This window comes from Pseudonocardia terrae (assembly GCF_021343995.1).
Taxonomy (GTDB): domain Bacteria; phylum Actinomycetota; class Actinomycetes; order Mycobacteriales; family Pseudonocardiaceae; genus Pseudonocardia; species Pseudonocardia terrae.
In genome coordinates this window covers 1-17,973 of sequence record NZ_JAJTTE010000088.1, presented here as the reverse complement: position 1 = coordinate 17,973, position 17,973 = coordinate 1, and the positions used below count along the sequence as shown (strand labels likewise).

Below are 17,973 nucleotides of genomic sequence, written 5' to 3'. Positions count from 1 at the left end.
CAAGCTGCCCACCTCGATGCGCGACGAGCTCGAGAACCTCAAGCAGCGCCTCGGCATGTAGGAGTTCCCGCGTCGACGGCCCGTCCCGGACACCCCGGGGCGGGCCGTCGCCGTCCGCGGAGTGGTCCCGTACGGGTGCCGTGATCGCACCGTGATCGCGCCGTCGGCGCGTGGTCCGGCGATCTCCGCGCGGCCGACCTAGGATGCGCGCGTCCGAGGCCGCGTCCGGGCGGAGGCCGAGGCGCCTGCTGATCGTCGTCGATCGAAACGGGGAGTCATGGCTGCACACAAGGGAAGGTCCGGGTTCCGCTGGAGCCCGTGGAACCTGCTCCTCCTGGTCCCGTTGCTGATGCTCGTCACGCCGTGGTTCAACAGCAAGGACCCGGTGGTGTTCGGGATGCCGTTCTTCTACTGGTCCCAGTTCCTCTGGGTACCGGTGGGCGTGGTGTGCGTGCTGCTGGTCTACCTGCGGACCAAGGGCGACGGCGAGGGCGCGCCCGACGCCGACGACCGCGTCGACGACATCGACGAGGGGGCCCGGCGATGATCCAGTGGGTGCAGCTGTCCGTCTTCGTGGTCCTCTTCCTCGTGGTGACGGTGATGGGCTTCGTCGCCTCCCGCTGGCAGCGGGGCGGCGCGCTGAACCACCTCGACGAGTGGGGCCTGGGCGGCCGCAAGTTCGGCTCGTGGATCACCTGGTTCCTCGTCGGCGGTGACCTCTACACGGCGTACACGTTCGTCGCGGTGCCCGCGCTGATGTTCGGCGCCGGCGCGCTCGGCTTCTACGCACTGCCCTACACCGTGGTGCTGTACCCGCTCGTCTTCCTGCCGGTGCTGCGGATGTGGTCGGTGTCGCGGGTGCACGGCTACGTGACGCCGGCGGACTTCGTGCGTGGCCGCTACGGCAGCTCGCTGCTGGCCTTCCTCGTGGCGATCACCGGGATCGTCGCCACGATGCCCTACATCGCGCTGCAGCTCGTCGGGCTCGAGGCCGTGCTGCGGACCATGGGGCTCAACGGCACCGGCATCGCCGGGCACCTGCCGCTGCTGGTCGCGTTCGTGATCCTCGCCGTCTACACGTACCAGTCGGGCCTGCGGGCGCCGGCGCTGATCGCGTTCGTCAAGGACATCCTGATCTACCTGGTCATCCTCGTCGCGGTGATCTACCTGCCCGCCAAGTTCGGTGGCTGGTCGTCGATCTTCGGCGCGGCCTCGGACAGGCTGGCCCAGATTAGCCCGGCGACCGGGAAGCCGGCGGGCTCGATCCTGCTGACCAACAACAACCAGCTGCAGTACATCACCCTCGCGCTGGGCTCGGCGCTCGCGCTGTTCCTCTACCCGCACTCGGTCACCGGCGTGCTCGCCTCGCGCGGGCGGGACGTGCTCAAGCGGAACATGGTGGCGCTGCCCGCCTACTCGCTGCTGCTCGGGCTGCTGGCGCTGCTCGGCTACGTCGCGATCGCCGCAGGCTCGAAGCCGATCACGAACAACGCCACCGGGCGCCCGGACACCAACACGATCATCCCCGTGCTGTTCGACGGTCAGTTCCCGAGCTGGTTCGCCGGCGTCGCCTACGCGGCCATCGGCATCGGGGCGCTGGTGCCGGCGGCCATCATGTCGATCGCGGCCGCCAACCTGTGGACGCGCAACATCTACAAGGAGTACATCCACCGCGGCGCCACACCACACCAGGAGGCGCGGCAGGCCAAGCTGGCCTCGCTCGTCGTCAAGTTCGGGGCGGTGGCGTTCGTGCTGTTCGTCGACCCGCAGTTCTCGATCGACCTGCAGCTCATCGGCGGCGTGATCATCCTGCAGACGCTGCCGGCCGTCGCGATCGCGCTCTACACCCGCTGGCTGCACCGCTGGGCGCTCGTGGCCGGCTGGCTCGTCGGCATGGCGTACGGGATGTACCTGCTCTACCTCATCCCCAACCCGGCGAACAAGAAGGCGCACTTCGGCGGCTCCGCGCTCACCCTGGACAAGCTGACGGTCTTCGGCTGGCACCCGTTCAACGGCTCGCAGGTGCAGATCTACGTGGGCTTCGTGGCGCTGATCCTCAACCTGGTGGTGGCCGTCGTCGTGTCCGCGGTGCTGCACGCGGTCAAGGTGGGCAACGGCGCCGATGCCACGCAGGCCCCCGACTACCACGCCGACGAGGGCTCGGAGCGGCTCCGTCCGGTCGCGGACGTGCTGACGCAGTGACCCGGTCCGTGGGGTGAACGCCCGGTGTCCGGCCGGGCGGCACCCTGCGGCCGTGCGGCCGGCGAGCACACTGTGTGACTGGATCGTCTGGTACGTGTTGCAGGACCACACGACCGGGGTGGAACATCGTGGCCGCGCGAGCGATACCCCCGGTGACCGCCGGGAACGGCGGTGGCGGGAGGTCAGTGATGGCGGAGATCCGACGCGTGGTCCGCCACCTGCCGACGGTGAGCACCGGGCGGTCGGGTGAGCCGGAGGAGGAGCCCGTGGAGGAGGGTGCCGACGGCCTCGATCCGCGCGCCGGCGACCTGCGCCCGGGCGGGGGTGGCGAGCTGGGCGACCTGGTGGAGCTGCTGGCCGAGCGGGCCGCCGACGAGACGTCGTCCGCCGTGCCCGCCCCGCGTGTCGCGGGCACTGCCGGCCCCTCCGAACCGACGTCCCCGCCCCCGGCCGATGCGGCCACCCTCGCCGCGGCCGAACAGGTCCGCGCCCGGATGGAGGCCGGCACTGCGCCGGCCGGGCTGCGCCGGCTCGCCGAGGCCCTCGCCGAGGCCGAGGCGGCGAAGGTGCGCGGTGCCTCCGACATCGCCTCCGACGTCGCCTCCGACGTCGCTGCCGACGTCGCACCCGTGGTGCCGCGGCAGCGCACCGCGAGCGAGAGCGCCGCCCCGCTCACGGATGTGGTCGCCGCCGTGCGCACCGAGTCCTTGCTGGTCCTCGAGGGGCACCACCCGGTGGAGATCGCCGCCGCGGTCGACGACCTGGCCCGGGCGGGTATGCGGGTCGCCGTGACCGCGGCCGACCTGGCCCGGCTCGACGCCGTCACCCCCACCGTGGACCGGTTGCCCGCGCTCACCGGGCCCGAGCAGCGCGAGCTGCGGCTGCTCCTCGCCACGGCCACGCCCGCCCGCCGGGACCTTGCCCGATGCGAGATCCCGCCGGCGCCCGCGTTCCCGTCGGCCGACGAGGTCCGGGCGCTGTGCTCCCACGCCGACGGGGCCGGGCGGGCGCGCGCCGGCGCACCGGACCTGCTCCGGGACGTCCTCACCACGCTCCCGGAGCCGCGGCTCGCCGCCGTCGCCGAGGTCGCCCGCGCGGTGCGTGCCGCGCTCGACGCCCTCGGGCCCGGCGAGGGCTCCTGGGCCCGGCCATTGCTCGCCGACCTCGTGCACTCCCGGCAGCGGCCGGTGTTCGACGCGCTGCGTGCGGCCGCCGCAGGGGCCCTCGGGCTCGCCGACCGCTCGCGCGACCTCCCGCTCGTCACGCTCGCGGGCGCCCTGCCCGCCCACGCGCACGAGCTGCTCGTCGACTACCGGGAGTTCCTCGACTCCGGCGGCCGGGCCCGCCGGCGCTTTCGCAACGGCGTGCAGCGCGAGGTGCAACCGGTGCTCGACCTGATCCGGGTGGGTGGGCAGGTCCCGGCCGACGCGCGGTCGGTGCACGCGGCCGTGCTGCACATCGAGCTGGCGGGCCGGCTCATCGCGGTCGACGAGGGGTGCCGCACGCTCGGCATCCCGACGCCCGACGACGTCGGGGACCTGCGCGCGCTCGTCGCCGGGCTGGACCGTGTCGACGAGGCCGCGCGCGCCGTCGGCCAGCTCCGCCACGACGTCCTGTTCCTCCACCCCACGTCGCCCGTCGCCGTGCCGGACCTCGTGGCCGCCGAGCACGTGGCCGCCGGGATCCTCGACGTGGCCGAGCACGGCACCGCGCCCGAGGCGGCCGCCCGGCTCGACGCGATCGCCGACGGGCTGGCCGGGTCGGGACCGGTCGCGGAGCTCACCGCCGGGCACCGCGCGGCCGTCGAGGCGCTGCGGGCGCGCGACCCCGAGGCCTACGAGGCCGCCCTCGCCGCCCTGGAGCCGACCCGACGGGCGGCAGCCGACCAGGCGCGCTGCGACGAGCTGCTGGCCCGGCTCCGCGCCGAGGACCCGGAGGCGGCGCGGGCGTTCGCCGACGGGCGCGGGTTCGTCTGGAGCGTGCCGCTGGAGTCGCTGCTGTCCCGGCTCCCGGCCGACGACGTGCTCGACGCGGTCGTGGTGCTCGACGCCGCGGAGCTGTCGGTCGAGCGGCTGCTGGTCGCCGCAGCGGCGCCACGGCTCCTCGCCGTCGCGGGTCCCGGCGCCCACCCTGCCCAGGCGGGCGCGACGGTGCTGGGAGCGCTGCAGCGGGCCGAGGCCCCGGTCGTCGCCCCGCCACGCCCGCCGGATCCCGGCGGCCGGGTGGTGCGGCTGCCCACCGCCCGCCGGCCCGAGGCGCCGCGGCGGGAGCAGGCGGGGGCCTGACGGCCGGTCGCTCAGCCCGCCGCGCGCAGGGCCGAGCGGATGCGGTCGAGCAGGACGAACGGATCGTCGGCCGACGGCTCCTGACGCTCCCAGCGATCGCCCGAGGTCGTCGGGATGTAGAGCGCCCAGCGCCCGCCCTCGCGCTCGCTGCGCAGCTGCGCGAGCGGGGTCGACGACCACACCGCGCCCAGCTCGGGGAACGCGGGCGGGCGGCGGTCGAGGATCGTGATGTGATCGCCCACGGTCGTGTAGGCGATCCGGCGGTGCTCGCGCTCCTCGGCGGACAGGCAGTCCGCGCACCAGTCGGACAACCGGGTACGGATCTCCTCGGGCACCCCCATGCCCGCAGATGATGGCGTTCGCGCGCCCGCCGGGGAAGGTCCGCGCCCGGGATGTTCTCCGCCGGTGACCTTGAGCCCGCTGAGCATCCGACCGTGACACGACCTGCTGAGCATCCGACCGTGAACCCGACGCCCGCCCGGAACCCCGCGGCTCGATCGGGCTGCAGCCGGGATGTGCGGGTGGCTGGGTCTCCTCCACGCCGTTGATCGCCGTCCGGGACCGGTGACGGCCGCAGGTGGCCTACAGATGTCCGGAACGGTGATCATGGAAGGACTCCGCCAGGAGCTGCAGTCTCGGCGAGCCCAGGTCGGCCGTGAAGAGCCCGGACAACCGGGTCGGCACGGCCACCGCCGACGTTCTGATGGGCCAGCAGCTCCACCCGAGACACGGCGGGATGTCCCGGCGCGGGCCGGTCGTGGCGGAGCGCGCCCGGCGGGGCAGAGCGACACATCCGTCCGGTCGTCCCACACCGACCCGAACCCTGCGACACACCCGCCCGCTCCGTCCCACAACCCGTCGACGACCCGCGCGACGCATCGCCGGGTGTGCGAGCTGGGGCCTGAGCCCGCCGGCGGCCAGTGAAGCCGATCGAACGCGCTCCTACCCAGCTCCGGCATCTGCCAGATCCGCCCCGGCTGATGTGCGAGGCGTCGCGCTGGTGTGCGAACCGAGCGGGACGGCGCAGACGGCGCGCCGGCCTGACCGGGAGAGCGGGAGCGGCACGGTGGAACGCATGACCACAGTGCGGGAGGGCGCGGTGGGACGCATGGCCGCGGGAGTGGGGAGCGCGGTGGGATGCGTGACCGCGGGAGTGGGAGGGCGCGGTGGGACGCGTGACCGCGGGAGTGGGAGGGGGCGCGGTGGGCCGCCGCCTCCACGCAGTGATCGCCGTCCGGGACCGAACGCCGCCACAGGCGGCTTGCAGATGCTTGGAACGGTGATCATGGTCGGAGTTCGCCCGGCGCACGGGCCCTCGACAGGTCGTCAGGTCGCGACAGGCCACCGAAGGCCGACCGGGCAGGCGGCGACCATGAGCGCCGCGCTCGGACCCACCTCCGTGCCTTCGCACATCTGCTGTACCTGCTGTGCGAGGCGTCGGGCCGGTGTCCTGTGAGGCCTTCGGAGGAGAGGACCGCGGGGCGTGTGCGCCCGGCGCCGGCGGAGGTACGGTCGCCCCATGGGAGATCACGCGGTGAGCCGGTTCGGGCACGTGGAGCTGGAGGACATGCCCGAGGACCTCCGGGAGCGGATCGGCGCGATCGCCGAGAAGTCCGGGTTCGTCCCCAACGTCTTCCGCGCCCTGGCCAAGCGGCCCCGGGAGCTGCGCGCCTTCCTCGACTACCACGACGCGCTCATGGACTCCGACGACGGGCTGAGCAAGGCGGAGCGCGAGCTGATCGTGGTCGCGACGTCGGGCGCCAACCACTGCACCTACTGTGTGGTGGCGCACGGCGCGATCCTGCGGATCCGCGCCAAGGACGCCGAGATCGCCGACCGGGTCGCGACGAACCCGTACGCGGTCGAGCTGAGCCGGCGCGAGCGGGCGATCGTGGACCTCGCGCTGCTGATCGCCGCCGACTCCGCCGCACTCACCGACGCCGAGCTCGACGACGCCCGCGCTGCCGGCCTCACGGACGACGAGATCTGGGACGTCGGCGCCATCACCGCGCTGTTCGCCCTCTCGAACCGCATGGCGCACCTGACCGCACTGCGGCCCAACCCGGAGTTCTTCCTGATGGGCCGCCTGCCGCGCTGACGGCGCCGCCCGGGAGCGGCCTCACTCGCAGCCGATGCCGTCCTTGTCGGCGTCGAGTCCGTAGATGTCCTTCCCGGTCACCCGCACCGGCCCGCGGACGTACGAGGGCCCGTTGCCGCTGCCGCCCGCGCAGTCCACGTCGGAGTCGATGGGCACACAGCCCGAGTAGTTCGGGTCGCAGTTCGACGCGGGACGGGCGACCGGGGTCGCGGTCCGGGCCGGCGGGTGGGTCGTCGGCGCGGCCGCGCGCACCACGGTGGTCCGCGGCGCCGGCGGACGGGTGGTGGTGCGGGCCGCGGGCGGCACCACCGCGGGGGCCACGGCGGCCACGGCGACGCGTGTGGTCGCCGGCGGGACGGTGGTGGTCGCGGCGGTGGTGGTCGTCGGAGTGGTGGTCGCGGGAGCGGTGGTGCTCGTGGCGGCCGGACGGCTCGCGACCGGCGCCGCGGCGTACGACACCGGGGTGGGCGTCGACGAGCCACACCCGGCGACGAGGAGGGCACCGGCCAGGACCGGGAGGAGGACGATGCGGGAGCGGATCACGGACCGTGGATCGTCGGACACGGCCAACGTGCAACGACAGTGGATCGATCTTCGTCAGGACTGACGAGACCGATCACCGACCCCGGCCCGGGTGGCCACGAGATCAGGACGAATCGGTCACGGATTCGTCACGTCCGCAGGGCGGCGCCGTCGACCGCGAGGTCACCGAGAAGCCAGCGGTCGAGGATGGCCGCGTACGTGCCGTCGGCGATGAGTGAGGCCAGCGCGGCCCGCACGGCCGGCGCCGCCCGGTTCTCCACGATCATCCCGGCCGTCCCCTCGCCGTACGGGGTGCCCGGGATCGCGAGCTTCCCCTTCCCGAGGACGACGGCGTGCCCGGCCGCCGGGGCGTCGGCGACGAAGGCGTCGAGGTGGTCGGCGAGCAGCCGCCGGGTGGCGTCCTCGGCCCCGCCGACCGGCACGATCTCGATCTCCGGCCGCCGGTTGTCCGTGCAGTGCAGGTTCTCCTCGGTGACCGACGCGTGCTGCGCCGATCCGGCGACGACGCCGATGCGGTGGCCGCAGAGCGTGGTCGGCTCGACGCGGTCGGGGTTCCCGGGCGGCGTGACGATCGCGGTGCGGGCCGCGAGCCAGGGCAGCACGCTGCCGCCCAGTGGGGCCTCGCGGACGGGGACGGGGAGGATCCCGACGTCGTGCCGGGCGCCGACCAGGGCCCGCGGCAGCGCGGTCGCGGACATGCCGTCGGGCAACGCCCTGAGCCCGAGCCGCGCGGCCAGGGCCTCGCCGAGCTCCTGCTCGGGACCGGTCGCCGGCCTGGCCACGCCGGGCACGGCGACCCGCAGCGTGCCGCCCTGCAGCGTGGCCGGGAGCAGGGCGACCAGCGCTGGGTCGGCCGACACCGCCGGCAGCGGCTGCTGGACGACGCCGACGGGCGGTGCGGGCGTGGTCGCACACCCGACGGCACCCACGAGCACCGCCCCGGCCGCCAGCACGGCCGCGACGAGCCGGGTCAGTCCTCGGGTGCGCATGCCCTCGATCGTGTCATCCCGCCTGGTCGTTGCCCGATTCGGGTGCTTCGCCCGCTTCCGATGACGCCCGCCACGGTCCCCGCGAGAGGACCGTCGAGCCACGGCACCGCCGAGCCAGGGCACCGGCGAGCAGGGCTCCGTCGAGCACGGCCCCGTCGAGCCACGGCGCCCTCGAGCTACAGCACCTTCGACAGGAACGACCGCGTCCGCTCGTGCTGCGGGTTGGCCAGTACCTCGCGCGGTGCCCCGTGCTCCACGATCACGCCCTCGTCCATGAACACGAGCGCGTCGCCCACCTCGCGGGCGAAGCCCATCTCGTGGGTGACCACGACCATCGTCATGCCCTCGCGCGCGAGCCCGCGCATGACGTCGAGCACCTCGCCGACGAGCTCGGGGTCCAGCGCCGAGGTCGGCTCGTCGAACAGCATGAGCCGCGGCGACATGGCCAGCGCCCGCGCGATGGCGACGCGCTGCTGCTGCCCGCCGGAGAGCTGAGCGGGGTAGTTGTCCCGGCGGTCCGCGAGGCCGACCCGGTCGAGCAGCTCGACCGCCCGCGTCCGCGCCGCGGCCTTGTCCTGGCGGCGCACGACGACGGGCGCCTCCATGACGTTCTCGATCGCCGTCTTGTGCGGGAAGAGGTTGAACCGCTGGAACACCATGCCGATGTCGCGCCGCTGGTGCGCGACCTCGGACTCGCGCATCTCGAAGAGCCTCCCGTTGCGCTCCCGGTACCCGACGAGGTGCCCGTCGACCCGCAGCCGCCCGGAGTCGATCCGCTCCAGGTGGTTGATGCAGCGCAGCAGGGTGGACTTGCCCGAGCCGGACGGCCCGATCACGCAGCTCACCTCGCCGGGCTGCACGACCAGGTCCACGCCGCGCAGCACCCGGGTGGCACCGAAGCTCTTGTGGATGCCGAGGGCCTCGACCATGGGTGTCACGGGGCGACCTCCTGCGGTGACCGGCGCAGGAACCCCAGCAGCGACGGTCCCGGCGGCCCGGTCTGCAGGCCGCGCCCGTAGCGCCGCTCGATGAAGCCCTGACCGACGGAGAGGATCGACGTCAGCGCCAGGTACCAGAGTGCCGCCACGATGAGCAGCGGGATCGTCTGGAAGTTGACCGAGTAGATCCGCTGCACGGACGTGAGCAGCTCGAAGTACCCGATCACGACGACGAGCGACGAGGTCTTCAGCATGGAGATCGTCTCGTTGCCGGTCGGCGGGATGATCACCCGCATCGCCTGCGGCAGGACGATGCGGCGCAGCGTCTGCGCCCGGGACATGCCCAGCGCGCCGGCCGCCTCGGTCTGCCCGTGCTCGACCGAGGCGATGCCGCCACGCACGATCTCGGCCATGTACGCGGCCTCGTTGAGCCCGAGGCCGAGCAGGCACGCCGCGAACTGGTTGATCAGCTGGTTGGTGTCGAACGAGACGAACTCCGGCCCGAACGGGATCCCCAGCGAGAGCCGCGGGTAGAGCGCCGAGAGGAAGTTCCAGAACAGCAGCTGGGCGATCAGCGGGGTGCCGCGGAACACCCAGATGTAGACGGCCGCGACCGAGCTGAGGATCCAGTTCGGCGACAGCCGCATCACGGCGAGCAGCACGCCGCCGACGATGCCGATCGCCATCGACAGGACCGTGAGGATCAGCGTGTTCTTCAGCCCGTTGAGCACGGGCGGGGAGAACAGGTAGTCGCCGACGACGGGCCAGCCGAAGCCGTCGTTGGTCACGATCGTGTGCACCAGCATGGCGGCCAGCACCGCCAGCACGGCGACGGCGACCCACCGCCCCGGGTGCCGGACCGGGACGGCGTTCATGGGCTCGGGACGGTCGGGCCGCACTGTCATCCGTCGCCGCTCAGGCGTTGATCTGCGAGGTGGGGATGGCCCCGTTCGCGACGTTCCACTTGTCGAGGACGGCCTTGTACGTGCCGTCGTCCATGAGCGACTGGATGGCGCCCTGGATCGCCTGCGCGTACTCGCCCTGGTTCTTCTTGATCACCACGCCGTACGGGGCGGTGTCGTAGGGCTCGCCGACGACCTCGACGGCCTTGTTCGTGGTGGTCACGGCGTACGCGGCGACCGGCGAGTCGGCGAGCATGCCGACGATCCGCGACGACGTGAGCGCGAGCGTGACGTCCGTCTGCTGCTGCAGCTCGGTGACCTGCAGCGGCGGCTGGCCCTTCGCCTGGCAGTCCTTGTTGCGGGTGGCGACCTCCTCCGCCTGCGTTGTGCCGGCCTGCACGCCGATCGCCTTGCCGCAGAGGTTGTCGGGGGTGAGCCCCTCGGGGTTGCCGGCCTTCACCGCCAGACTGGTGCCCGCGGTGAAGTAGCTGACCATGTCGACGGTCGCGGTGCGGTCCGGCGTGATCGAGAAGGACGACATGCCGGCCTCGTACCGGGCGCCGTCGATGCCCGGGATGATCCCGGAGAACTGGCTGTTCTGGAACTCGGCCTGCAGCCCGAGCTTCTGCGCAATCGCCGTGCCGAGGTCCACGTCCATCCCGATGATGGTGCTGCCGTCGGTGTCGGTGAACTCGTTCGGCGGGTACGAGGCGTCGGTGCCGAAGACGAGCTTGCCGTCGGCGGAGATCGACGCAGGCACCTTGGCGGCCAGCGCGTTGTCCTTCGTCGGCGTGGGGATCGCGGGGGCGGAGCTCGCCGCGGTGCCGCCGGCGCCGGAGCCGCCGGCGCCACAGCCCGCCAGCACGACGGCGAGCGCCGCCGCGGCCAGCGCGGCGGGGATGGTTCGGGTTCGCGCGGACACGCCGGCACCTCCTCATCGGGCCGCGCCGGGTGGCGCGGTCGTCGGGATGCTGCCATCCGGACGCCGGGAGGACATCCTGTACCGATCGTCCGTTACCCGACGTACACATGGTTATCCCCGGCGCCCCGGGGGAACCACGGCGTGTCACCGGCCGTTGTCGGTGTGGAGCGGACGGTGGACGACACCGGACACGACGGGAGGAAGCCGCATGGCGGGCATGATCAAGAAGCTCGGGGTGCTGGCGGGTGCCGCCGAGGCGGCGCGCCGCTACGCGAAGAAGAACCCGGAGCAGGCCGGCAAGTTCCTGGACCAGGCCGCCCAGTTCGTCGACAAGCAGACGAAGGGCAAGTACTCCGGGCAGATCCAGGGCGTCGCGCAGAAGGCCAAGGGCGTGGCGGGCATCCACGACCGGACCCAGGGCTACGGGCACCCCGGCCAGCCGACGGACCGGCAGGGCCCGGGGCAGCAGGGGTACGGGCAGGACCCGCCCACCTACCGAGGCGCCTGACGCCGGACGGGACCCGAGCGGCCCGGTCACCCTCGCGGGTGGCCGGGCCGTCGTCGTCCCCGGGCCCCTTGTCCGGAATTCCCGCTCCGGGATCCGAGCATCGGACGCCGAACGGAGCTGTGGCGCCACGCACGGGGCGGCAGTCGAGCCTGTGGGATCTCGCGATCCCCCTCGCGGTGCGAGCCGTGCCACTATCAGCCTCACAGGACGTCCGGCGCGGGGCGGCCACACACCCGAGTGGTCCGCCGCCGGGCGTCCGCCGGCCCGCGGGGCGGTGTGGCACAGCACGGACCCCGCGTGTCGTGAGCACGAGGAGGAACGCGTGTCCCGTCCACAGAGCTGGGTCCCGACCGATCCCCGATCCGTACCGACCCGCGAACACGTCCTGTCCGGACTGCACGGCACCGACGAGGGCGGCGCCGAGCTCGTCCAGCTGCTCACCCCGGAGGGGCAGCGGGTGTCCGACGACCGGTTCGGCTCCTACGCCGGCGACGTCGGCGCCGAGGAGCTGCAGGGCTTCTACCGCGACATGGTCCTGGTCCGCCGCATCGACCGCGAGGGCAACGCCCTGCAGCGCCAGGGCCAGCTCGGCATCTGGGTGCCGTTGCTCGGCCAGGAGGCGGCGCAGGTCGGTGCCGGCCGCGCGGCCACGCCACGCGACATGATCTTCCCGAGCTATCGGGAGCACGGCGTCGCCTGGTGCCGCGGGATCGACCCGACGGACCTGCTGGGCATCTTCCGCGGGACCGACCACGGCTCGTGGGACCCGATCGCGGCCCGCTTCCACCTGTACACGATCGTCATCGGCAACCAGTGCCTCAACGCCACCGGCTACGCGATGGGGCAGAAGTTCGAGGGCAAGGTGGGCGACGGGCCCGACACCGAGGCCACGATGTGCTTCTTCGGCGACGGCGCCACCAGTCAGGGCGACGTCCACGAGGGGTTCGTGTGGGCCGCCGCCTACGACGCCCCCGTCGTCTTCTACTGCCAGAACAACCAGTGGGCGATCTCGGTGCCGCTCGAGCGGCAGACCCGGGTGCCGCTCTTCCAGCGGGCCCGCGGCTACGGCTTCCCGGGTGTGCGGGTCGACGGCAACGACGTCCTGGCCTGCCTCGCCGTCTCGCGCTGGGCCCTGGAGGAGTGCCGCACCGGCAACGGGCCCGTGCTGATCGAGGCGTTCACCTACCGCATGGACGCGCACACGACGTCGGACGATCCCTCGCGCTACCGGCTCGCCGACGAGCTCGAGCTGTGGAAGCTCAAGGACCCGATCGAACGGGTGCGCGTGAACCTGGTGCGCGAGCACGGGGTCCAGCAGGACTTCTTCGACGAGGTGCAGGCCGAGTCGGACGAGCTCGCCGCCCGGTTCCGCGCGTTCTGCGCCGCCATGCCGGACCCGGCGCCGGATCGGATGTTCTCCGAGGTCTACGCCGAGCTGTCGCCCCAGCTGGAGGCGGAGAAGGCGGCGTATCTGGAGTACCACGCGAGTTTCGAGGGGGCGTGAGTGAGATGACGACGATGACGCTCGCCAAGGCGTTGAACTCGGGGCTGCGCGCGGCGATGGAGCTGGACCCGAAGGTCCTGGTGATGGGGGAGGACGTCGGCAAGCTCGGCGGTGTCTTCCGGGTGACGGACGGGCTGGCCAAGGACTTCGGCGAGCAGCGCGTGCTGGACACCCCGCTGTCCGAGAGCGGGATCATCGGCACCGCGGTGGGCCTCGCGATCCGCGGCTTCCGCCCCGTCTGCGAGATCCAGTTCGACGGGTTCGTCTTCCCCGGCTACGACCAGATCGTCTCCCAGCTGGCCAAGGTGCGGTTCCGGTCGCAGGGCAAGGTCCCGATGCCGGTGGTCGTGCGGATCCCGTTCGGCGGCGGGATCGGCGCGGTGGAGCACCACAGCGAGTCGCCCGAGTCGCTGTTCGCGCACGTCGCCGGGCTCAAGGTGGTCGCCTGCTCGAACCCCGACGACGCCCACTGGATGATCCGCCAGGCCATCGCCAGCGACGACCCGGTGATCTTCTTCGAGCCCAAGCGCCGGTACTGGGAGAAGGGCGAGGTCGGCGAGACCGAGCCCGCCCCGCTGTTCTCCTCGCGGATCGTGCGGTCCGGTGCCGACGTGACCGTCGCCTGCTACGGGCCGCTGGTGAAGACCTGCCTGGAGGCGGCCGCGGCCGCGGAGGCCGAGGGCACCGACATCGAGGTGATCGATCTGCGCTCGCTCTCGCCGCTGGACCTCGGTCCGGTGTTCTCCTCGGTGCGCCGCACCGGCCGGCTCGTGGTGGTGTCCGAGGCGCCGTCCGAGGCGTCGGTGACCTCCGAGGTCGCCGCCCGCGTGCAGGAGGAGTGCTTCCACTCGCTGGAGGCGCCCGTGCTGCGGGTGACCGGCTTCGACACCCCCTACCCGCCCTCCAAGTGCGAGGACGACTACCTGCCCGACCTCGACCGCGTGCTCGACGGCGTCGACCGCGCGCTGGGATGGTGAGTGTGCCCGAGATCTTCAGGCTGCCGGACGTCGGCGAGGGCCTGACCGAGGCCGAGATCGTCGGCTGGCAGGTCGCGCCCGGCGACCCGGTCGCGGTGAACCAGGTCCTGGTCGAGATCGAGACGGCCAAGGCGGTGGTCGAGCTGCCCTCGCCGTTCGCGGGGACGGTCCACGAACTGCTGGCGCAGGCGGGCGCCACTGTGCAGGTCGGCGAGCCGATCATCGCGATCCAGACGGCCGCAGGCGGTGCGCCGCCGGAGCCCGCCGGCGACGCCCCCGCCGAGGGGAAGGGCGCGCTGATCGGCGAGCCCGGCGCCGACGGCCGCATCGCCACGCTCGTCGGCTACGGGCCGCGCCAGGGCGCCGCACGACGACGTCCGCGCAAGGGAGTGCCCGGCGCGGCCGCCGCGGTCACGGAGCCGGAGGTCGCGCCGGTCGTCGCCGGGGAGGAGGCGGCGGCCCAGGTCGGTCCCGAGGCCGCTGCGGCGACCGCGCCCGGGCTCGACGAGCCGGCACCGAGCTCTGCCGGCGTGGCGACCGCGGCCGGACACGACGAGCCGGCGCGCCCGAGCTCGCTGGTGCCCCTGGCCAAGCCGCCGGTCCGCAAGCTGGCCAAGGACCTCGGCATCGATCTGCGCGCGCTCGCCGGGTCCGGCCCGGGTGGCGTGATCACCCGGGAGGACGTCCGCGCGGCCGCGTCGGCGAAGGCCGCCGCCGGCCCCGCGACCGAGCCGTCGCCCGCGCCCACGGCAGTTCCGGCCGCGCCGCCCGCGGCCGGCGCCGGGGTGCGCCGGGAGCCGATCCGCGGCGTGCGGAAGGCGACGGCGGCGGCGATGGTGCAGTCCGCCTTCACCGCCCCGCACGTCACCGAGTTCCTGTCCGTCGACGTCACGGAGACGATGGTGCTGCGGGAGCGGCTCCGGGCCTCTCGGGCGTTAGCCGACGTCAAGCTCACGCCGCTGGCGTTCGTCGCCAAGGCGGTGTGCCTGGCCGCGCGCCGCACCCCGGCGGTCAACGCGAGCTGGGACGAGCCGGCTGGCGAGATCGTCTACTACGACCACGTCCAGCTCGGGATCGCCGCCGCGACCCCGCGCGGCCTGCTCGTACCGAAGATCCGCGACGCCGACCGGCTCGACCTGCACGGCCTCGCCGTGGCGCTCGGGGAGCTCACGGAGACCGCCCGGGCGGGCAAGACGACCCCGGCGGACCTGGTCGGCGGCACGATCACGATCACCAACGTCGGGGTGTTCGGCGTCGACACCGGCACCCCCATCCTCAACCCGGGTGAGGCGGCGATCCTGGCCGTCGGGTCCATCAAACCCGCCCCGTGGGTCGTCGACGGCGAGCTCACGGTGCGCACGGTCTGCCAGTTGGCGCTGTCGTTCGACCACCGGCTCGTCGACGGTGAGCAGGGCTCGCGCTTCCTCGCCGACGTCGGCGCCCTGCTCGAGGACCCCGCCACCGCGCTGCTCTGGTGACCCGGGGGCGGCCCTCCCGGCCGGCGGGAGCGGGAGGGCCGTCCGCTCTTCATGATCGGGAGAAAAACGGCGGCTCCACGCGTTGGACGGGTATGCCGTTCGTGCTGCTGTACCTGGTGGTCGAGATCGTCGCCGTGGTCGCGCTGGGCTCCTGGATCGGCGCCCTCCCGACCCTGCTGGTGCTGCTCGCGGGCTCCGTGCTGGGCCTGTGGCTCGCCCGCCGGGAGGGGGTGCGGGCCGCGCAGGCCCTCGCCGAGGCCGCCCGGAACCGCCGCGTCGCCACCTCGGAGACCACGGACGGGATGCTGGTCGCCGTCGGCGGCCTGCTGCTCTTCGTGCCCGGCCTGGTCACGGACGTACTGGGCCTGCTGCTGGTGTTGCCGCCCACCCGGGCGCTGGTCCGGCGCCGGCTCGTCGCGTCGGCCGAGCGCCGGCACCCCGACCTGCGTACCGCGCGGATCCGCAGCGAGGGCCCGGTGATCGACGCCGAGGTCGTCGACGTGCAGCCCGGGCCGCGCACCGGGACGGGCACCGAGACGCCGCGCCGGCCCGGCGGCCCCCTGGTCATCGAGGGGACCGTGGTCGACGGCCGCTAGAGCCGTTCCCGAGTCCGGTCGCGCTACTCGGCGTCGGAGGTCAGGAAGGCGACCGTGACAGGGCCGCCGTCGTTGTGCAGGACGGCCGCGCCGCCACCGGTGAGCAGCAGGCCGACGGCCGCGGTGAGCACGGCCCGGGCGGTGGCCCGCAACCCCGCCCGGCGCGGTCGTCCCGGGCGCATCCGCAGTTCCTGCCGGGTGCGTCGCGTCAGGCGGTGCCGTCCCCCTCGAGAACCCACGCTGTCCTCCCGTCGATCACGGAGTGACTACTCCGAACGAGTGTCGGACCTGCGACGGGAAATGCGCTACCCGGACGCCTCGATTCACCCGTTGGAACACCATTTCGGCAGGGAAGGCGCCGATATCACGGGCCGATCAACGTCCAGGTCGTGGTGCACCGCGCGGTGACGCGGACCGGCTCCGGCTCCAACCCGAGATCGGCGACGTCCGGCCCGCCCTCCGCCCGCGCGGCCCGCATCGCCATCATCGGCGCCGGCCCGTGCTCGGCGGCCTCGCTCAGCCGCACCAGCCGGCCCAGGCTCCCGCCCAGCGCGGCCGCGTAGCCCTCGGCCCGGCGGCGGGCGTCGGCCACCGCGTTGCGCTGGGCCTCCGCCAGCACGGCGTCCGGGTCGGCGAGCGACCATGACGGCCCGGACAGCGATGCCGGCTCGGCGCCCAGCAGCAGCGACAACGCCTCCTCCAGCACGCCGGGGTCGTCGACGCGCACCTGGATCGCCTCGCTCGCGCGGCAGCCCGCGGGCTTCGACCCCTTGTACTCGGTGTGGACCGACACCCGCCGGCCGCGCACCGTCAGCCCGGGCAGCCCGAGCGCCTTCTCGGCGGCGGCGACCCGCCGCCCCAGCTCCTCGACGGCGGCGGTGCGGCTGCGCCCCCGCGCGTCGAACACCACGGAGAGCTCCGCCCGGTCGGCCGGGTGCTCGACCCACCCGGTGCCCTCGGTCACGATCTCCGGTGCGCTCTCGGTCACGTCCCCGAGCCTCCCAGATCGCGGTCGATCGCGGCGTATCGCCGAGTCTCGGCTGCACGCTAGACGGACGCAGACGAGGCGATGGTTACCGTGGTGCGGTGCTCGCCCCCCTCCGGCGCCTGAGCCGGTCGGTTCGCCGCGGCCGCTCCGACGCGCCCGGCCCCACCATCGACCTCCTCGGCCGCGGCGGCCTCGTCGCCTACGGCGTCGTGCACCTCATGGTCGCGTGGCTCGCGGTGCGGATCGCGATCGGCCTGCCGCAGGGTTCGGCCGACGCGCAGGGCGCGGTCGCGGAGATCGCCACCGGCGCCGGCGCCGTCGGCCTCGTGGTGGCGGTCGTGGGGCTCGTCGCGTTCGCGTTCTGGCAGCTCACGGCTGCGGCGTTCGGGTTCCGCTGGGTGTCCGGCGGCGAGCGGGTGCGCAAGCGGGTCGGGGCGCTCGCGAAGGCGGTGACCATGCTCGGGCTGGCCGGGGTCGCCCTCGCGTTCCTGCGCTCCGGGCCGCGGTCCGGCGACGCGGGCGCGCGGAACGTCGTCGCGGACCTCCTGCTGCTCCCCGGCGGCCGGCTGCTGGTGGCGGCCGCAGCGCTGGCGATCGGCGTGATGGCCGTGACCATGACCTACACCGGGATCCGCCGGACCTTCATGGGCGATCTCGACGTCCGGCGGCTCTCCCCCGCGCTGCGCCGGCTGACCGAGGTGGTCGGCATGGTCGGGCACCTCGCCCGCGCGCTCGCCCTCGCCGTGGTCGGGGTGCTGGTGTTCACGGCCGCGGTGGCGTCGGACGCGCGCCGGGCCGGCGGGCTCGACGCGGCGCTGAGGGCCCTCGGCGAGACGCCGTTGGGGATGTCCCTGCTCGTCGTCGTCGCGCTGGGGTTCGGGGCGTTCGGGCTCTACTGCGTCGCCGACGCGGCCCTCCGTCGAGCGTGAGCTGGCGGCCTCTAGATGATCGATTCCTTGAAGGTGGCGTGTCACTCAGCCAGGAAATGGAGGAGGACGTCCATGATCGACTGTGACGAACGACCTGGACGCCCTCCTGACCGC

Annotated in this window: 18 protein-coding genes; 10 read left to right on the top strand and 8 right to left on the bottom strand. The window is 73.6% G+C overall.

Annotated features, from left to right (window positions below; genetic code table 11):
- The first annotated feature begins 277 nt into the window (after positions 1-277).
- The 3 genes from LWC33_RS32800 (at position 278) to LWC33_RS32790 (ending at position 4,487) form a co-directional block, all read left to right on the top strand.
- Positions 278-547 carry a DUF3311 domain-containing protein gene (locus LWC33_RS32800; protein WP_233308592.1) on the top strand — a complete coding sequence of 90 codons (270 nt, stop codon included), beginning with the start codon at positions 278-280 and terminating at the stop codon, positions 545-547.
- The gene (gene mctP / locus LWC33_RS32795; protein ID WP_233308591.1) at positions 544-2,202 is read left to right on the top strand and encodes a monocarboxylate uptake permease MctP; all 1,659 of its coding nucleotides are present in this window, start codon (positions 544-546) and stop codon (positions 2,200-2,202) included. Before LWC33_RS32800 ends, mctP begins: the two co-directional genes overlap by 4 nt.
- A gap of 188 nt (positions 2,203-2,390) precedes the next feature.
- Positions 2,391-4,487, top strand: coding sequence for a hypothetical protein (locus LWC33_RS32790; RefSeq protein ID WP_233308590.1), 2,097 nt, complete (start codon positions 2,391-2,393; stop codon positions 4,485-4,487).
- Positions 4,488-4,498: 11 nt separating this feature from the next.
- Here the strand turns inward: LWC33_RS32790 and LWC33_RS32785 are convergent, their stop codons facing one another.
- Positions 4,499-4,828 carry a DUF3024 domain-containing protein gene (locus LWC33_RS32785; RefSeq protein ID WP_233308589.1) on the bottom strand — a complete coding sequence of 110 codons (330 nt, stop codon included), beginning with the start codon at positions 4,826-4,828 and terminating at the stop codon, positions 4,499-4,501.
- Positions 4,829-6,006: 1,178 nt separating this feature from the next.
- On the opposite strand from LWC33_RS32785, the gene LWC33_RS32780 reads away from it, so the two are divergent.
- Positions 6,007-6,585, top strand: a complete 579-nt coding sequence (locus LWC33_RS32780; RefSeq protein WP_233308588.1) for a peroxidase-related enzyme — start codon at positions 6,007-6,009, stop codon at positions 6,583-6,585.
- 21 nt (positions 6,586-6,606) lie between these two features.
- Here the strand turns inward: LWC33_RS32780 and LWC33_RS32775 are convergent, their stop codons facing one another.
- The 5 genes from LWC33_RS32775 to LWC33_RS32755 form a co-directional block, all read right to left on the bottom strand.
- Entirely contained in the window at positions 6,607-7,128 is a 522-nt protein-coding gene (locus tag LWC33_RS32775) for a hypothetical protein (RefSeq protein ID WP_233308587.1), read from the bottom strand.
- A 128-nt stretch (positions 7,129-7,256) separates the two neighbouring features.
- Positions 7,257-8,117: a type 2 periplasmic-binding domain-containing protein gene (locus LWC33_RS32770; RefSeq protein WP_233308586.1), complete on the bottom strand. Its 861-nt coding sequence runs from the start codon at positions 8,115-8,117 to the stop codon at positions 7,257-7,259.
- 176 nt (positions 8,118-8,293) lie between these two features.
- The gene (locus tag LWC33_RS32765) at positions 8,294-9,055 is read right to left on the bottom strand and encodes an amino acid ABC transporter ATP-binding protein (protein ID WP_308191046.1); all 762 of its coding nucleotides are present in this window, start codon (positions 9,053-9,055) and stop codon (positions 8,294-8,296) included.
- The gene (locus LWC33_RS32760) at positions 9,052-9,960 is read right to left on the bottom strand and encodes an amino acid ABC transporter permease (protein ID WP_308191045.1); all 909 of its coding nucleotides are present in this window, start codon (positions 9,958-9,960) and stop codon (positions 9,052-9,054) included. Before LWC33_RS32760 ends, LWC33_RS32765 begins: the two co-directional genes overlap by 4 nt.
- Before the next feature lie 10 nt (positions 9,961-9,970).
- Positions 9,971-10,879 (bottom strand): ABC transporter substrate-binding protein, encoded by a 909-nt coding sequence (locus tag LWC33_RS32755; RefSeq protein ID WP_233308584.1) that lies wholly within the window; start codon positions 10,877-10,879, stop codon positions 9,971-9,973.
- 208 nt (positions 10,880-11,087) lie between these two features.
- On the opposite strand from LWC33_RS32755, the gene LWC33_RS32750 reads away from it, so the two are divergent.
- The 5 genes from LWC33_RS32750 to LWC33_RS32730 all read left to right on the top strand — a co-directional run bounded on the left by LWC33_RS32750 (position 11,088) and on the right by LWC33_RS32730 (position 15,942).
- A complete protein-coding gene (locus LWC33_RS32750) occupies positions 11,088-11,387 on the top strand; it encodes an antitoxin (RefSeq protein ID WP_233308583.1) in 300 nt (99 codons plus the stop codon).
- Between the two features lie 322 nt (positions 11,388-11,709).
- Positions 11,710-12,891: a pyruvate dehydrogenase (acetyl-transferring) E1 component subunit alpha gene (pdhA, locus tag LWC33_RS32745; protein WP_233308582.1), complete on the top strand. Its 1,182-nt coding sequence runs from the start codon at positions 11,710-11,712 to the stop codon at positions 12,889-12,891.
- A gap of 5 nt (positions 12,892-12,896) precedes the next feature.
- Positions 12,897-13,868 carry an alpha-ketoacid dehydrogenase subunit beta gene (locus LWC33_RS32740; RefSeq protein WP_233308593.1) on the top strand — a complete coding sequence of 324 codons (972 nt, stop codon included), beginning with the start codon at positions 12,897-12,899 and terminating at the stop codon, positions 13,866-13,868.
- A gap of 2 nt (positions 13,869-13,870) precedes the next feature.
- Positions 13,871-15,346, top strand: coding sequence for a dihydrolipoamide acetyltransferase family protein (locus LWC33_RS32735; protein WP_233308581.1), 1,476 nt, complete (start codon positions 13,871-13,873; stop codon positions 15,344-15,346).
- Between the two features lie 92 nt (positions 15,347-15,438).
- Positions 15,439-15,942 carry an FxsA family protein gene (locus LWC33_RS32730; protein WP_233308580.1) on the top strand — a complete coding sequence of 168 codons (504 nt, stop codon included), beginning with the start codon at positions 15,439-15,441 and terminating at the stop codon, positions 15,940-15,942.
- Between the two features lie 23 nt (positions 15,943-15,965).
- Here LWC33_RS32730 and LWC33_RS32725 read toward each other — a convergent pair whose 3' ends face one another.
- Positions 15,966-16,124, bottom strand: coding sequence for a hypothetical protein (locus tag LWC33_RS32725; protein ID WP_233308579.1), 159 nt, complete (start codon positions 16,122-16,124; stop codon positions 15,966-15,968).
- 182 nt (positions 16,125-16,306) lie between these two features.
- Positions 16,307-16,930, bottom strand: coding sequence for an SIMPL domain-containing protein (locus tag LWC33_RS32720; RefSeq protein ID WP_233308578.1), 624 nt, complete (start codon positions 16,928-16,930; stop codon positions 16,307-16,309).
- A 98-nt stretch (positions 16,931-17,028) separates the two neighbouring features.
- On the opposite strand from LWC33_RS32720, the gene LWC33_RS32715 reads away from it, so the two are divergent.
- Positions 17,029-17,859, top strand: coding sequence for a DUF1206 domain-containing protein (locus LWC33_RS32715; protein ID WP_233308577.1), 831 nt, complete (start codon positions 17,029-17,031; stop codon positions 17,857-17,859).
- Positions 17,860-17,973: the final 114 nt, after the last annotated feature.

What these genes read in the sequence shown, in the direction of transcription:
- LWC33_RS32800 (WP_233308592.1), top strand. Translation starts at nt 278, where the DNA reads ATGGCTGCACACAAGGGAAGGTCCGGGTTCCGCTGGAGCCCGTGGAAC.
- mctP (WP_233308591.1), top strand. Translation starts at nt 544, where the DNA reads ATGATCCAGTGGGTGCAGCTGTCCGTCTTCGTGGTCCTCTTCCTCGTG.
- LWC33_RS32790 (WP_233308590.1), top strand. Translation starts at nt 2,391, where the DNA reads ATGGCGGAGATCCGACGCGTGGTCCGCCACCTGCCGACGGTGAGCACC.
- LWC33_RS32785 (WP_233308589.1), bottom strand. Translation starts at nt 4,828, where the DNA reads ATGGGGGTGCCCGAGGAGATCCGTACCCGGTTGTCCGACTGGTGCGCG.
- LWC33_RS32780 (WP_233308588.1), top strand. Translation starts at nt 6,007, where the DNA reads ATGGGAGATCACGCGGTGAGCCGGTTCGGGCACGTGGAGCTGGAGGAC.
- LWC33_RS32770 (WP_233308586.1), bottom strand. Translation starts at nt 8,117, where the DNA reads ATGCGCACCCGAGGACTGACCCGGCTCGTCGCGGCCGTGCTGGCGGCC.
- LWC33_RS32760 (WP_308191045.1), bottom strand. Translation starts at nt 9,960, where the DNA reads ATGACAGTGCGGCCCGACCGTCCCGAGCCCATGAACGCCGTCCCGGTC.
- LWC33_RS32750 (WP_233308583.1), top strand. Translation starts at nt 11,088, where the DNA reads ATGGCGGGCATGATCAAGAAGCTCGGGGTGCTGGCGGGTGCCGCCGAG.
- LWC33_RS32740 (WP_233308593.1), top strand. Translation starts at nt 12,897, where the DNA reads ATGACGACGATGACGCTCGCCAAGGCGTTGAACTCGGGGCTGCGCGCG.
- LWC33_RS32730 (WP_233308580.1), top strand. Translation starts at nt 15,439, where the DNA reads ATGCCGTTCGTGCTGCTGTACCTGGTGGTCGAGATCGTCGCCGTGGTC.
- LWC33_RS32725 (WP_233308579.1), bottom strand. Translation starts at nt 16,124, where the DNA reads ATGCGCCCGGGACGACCGCGCCGGGCGGGGTTGCGGGCCACCGCCCGG.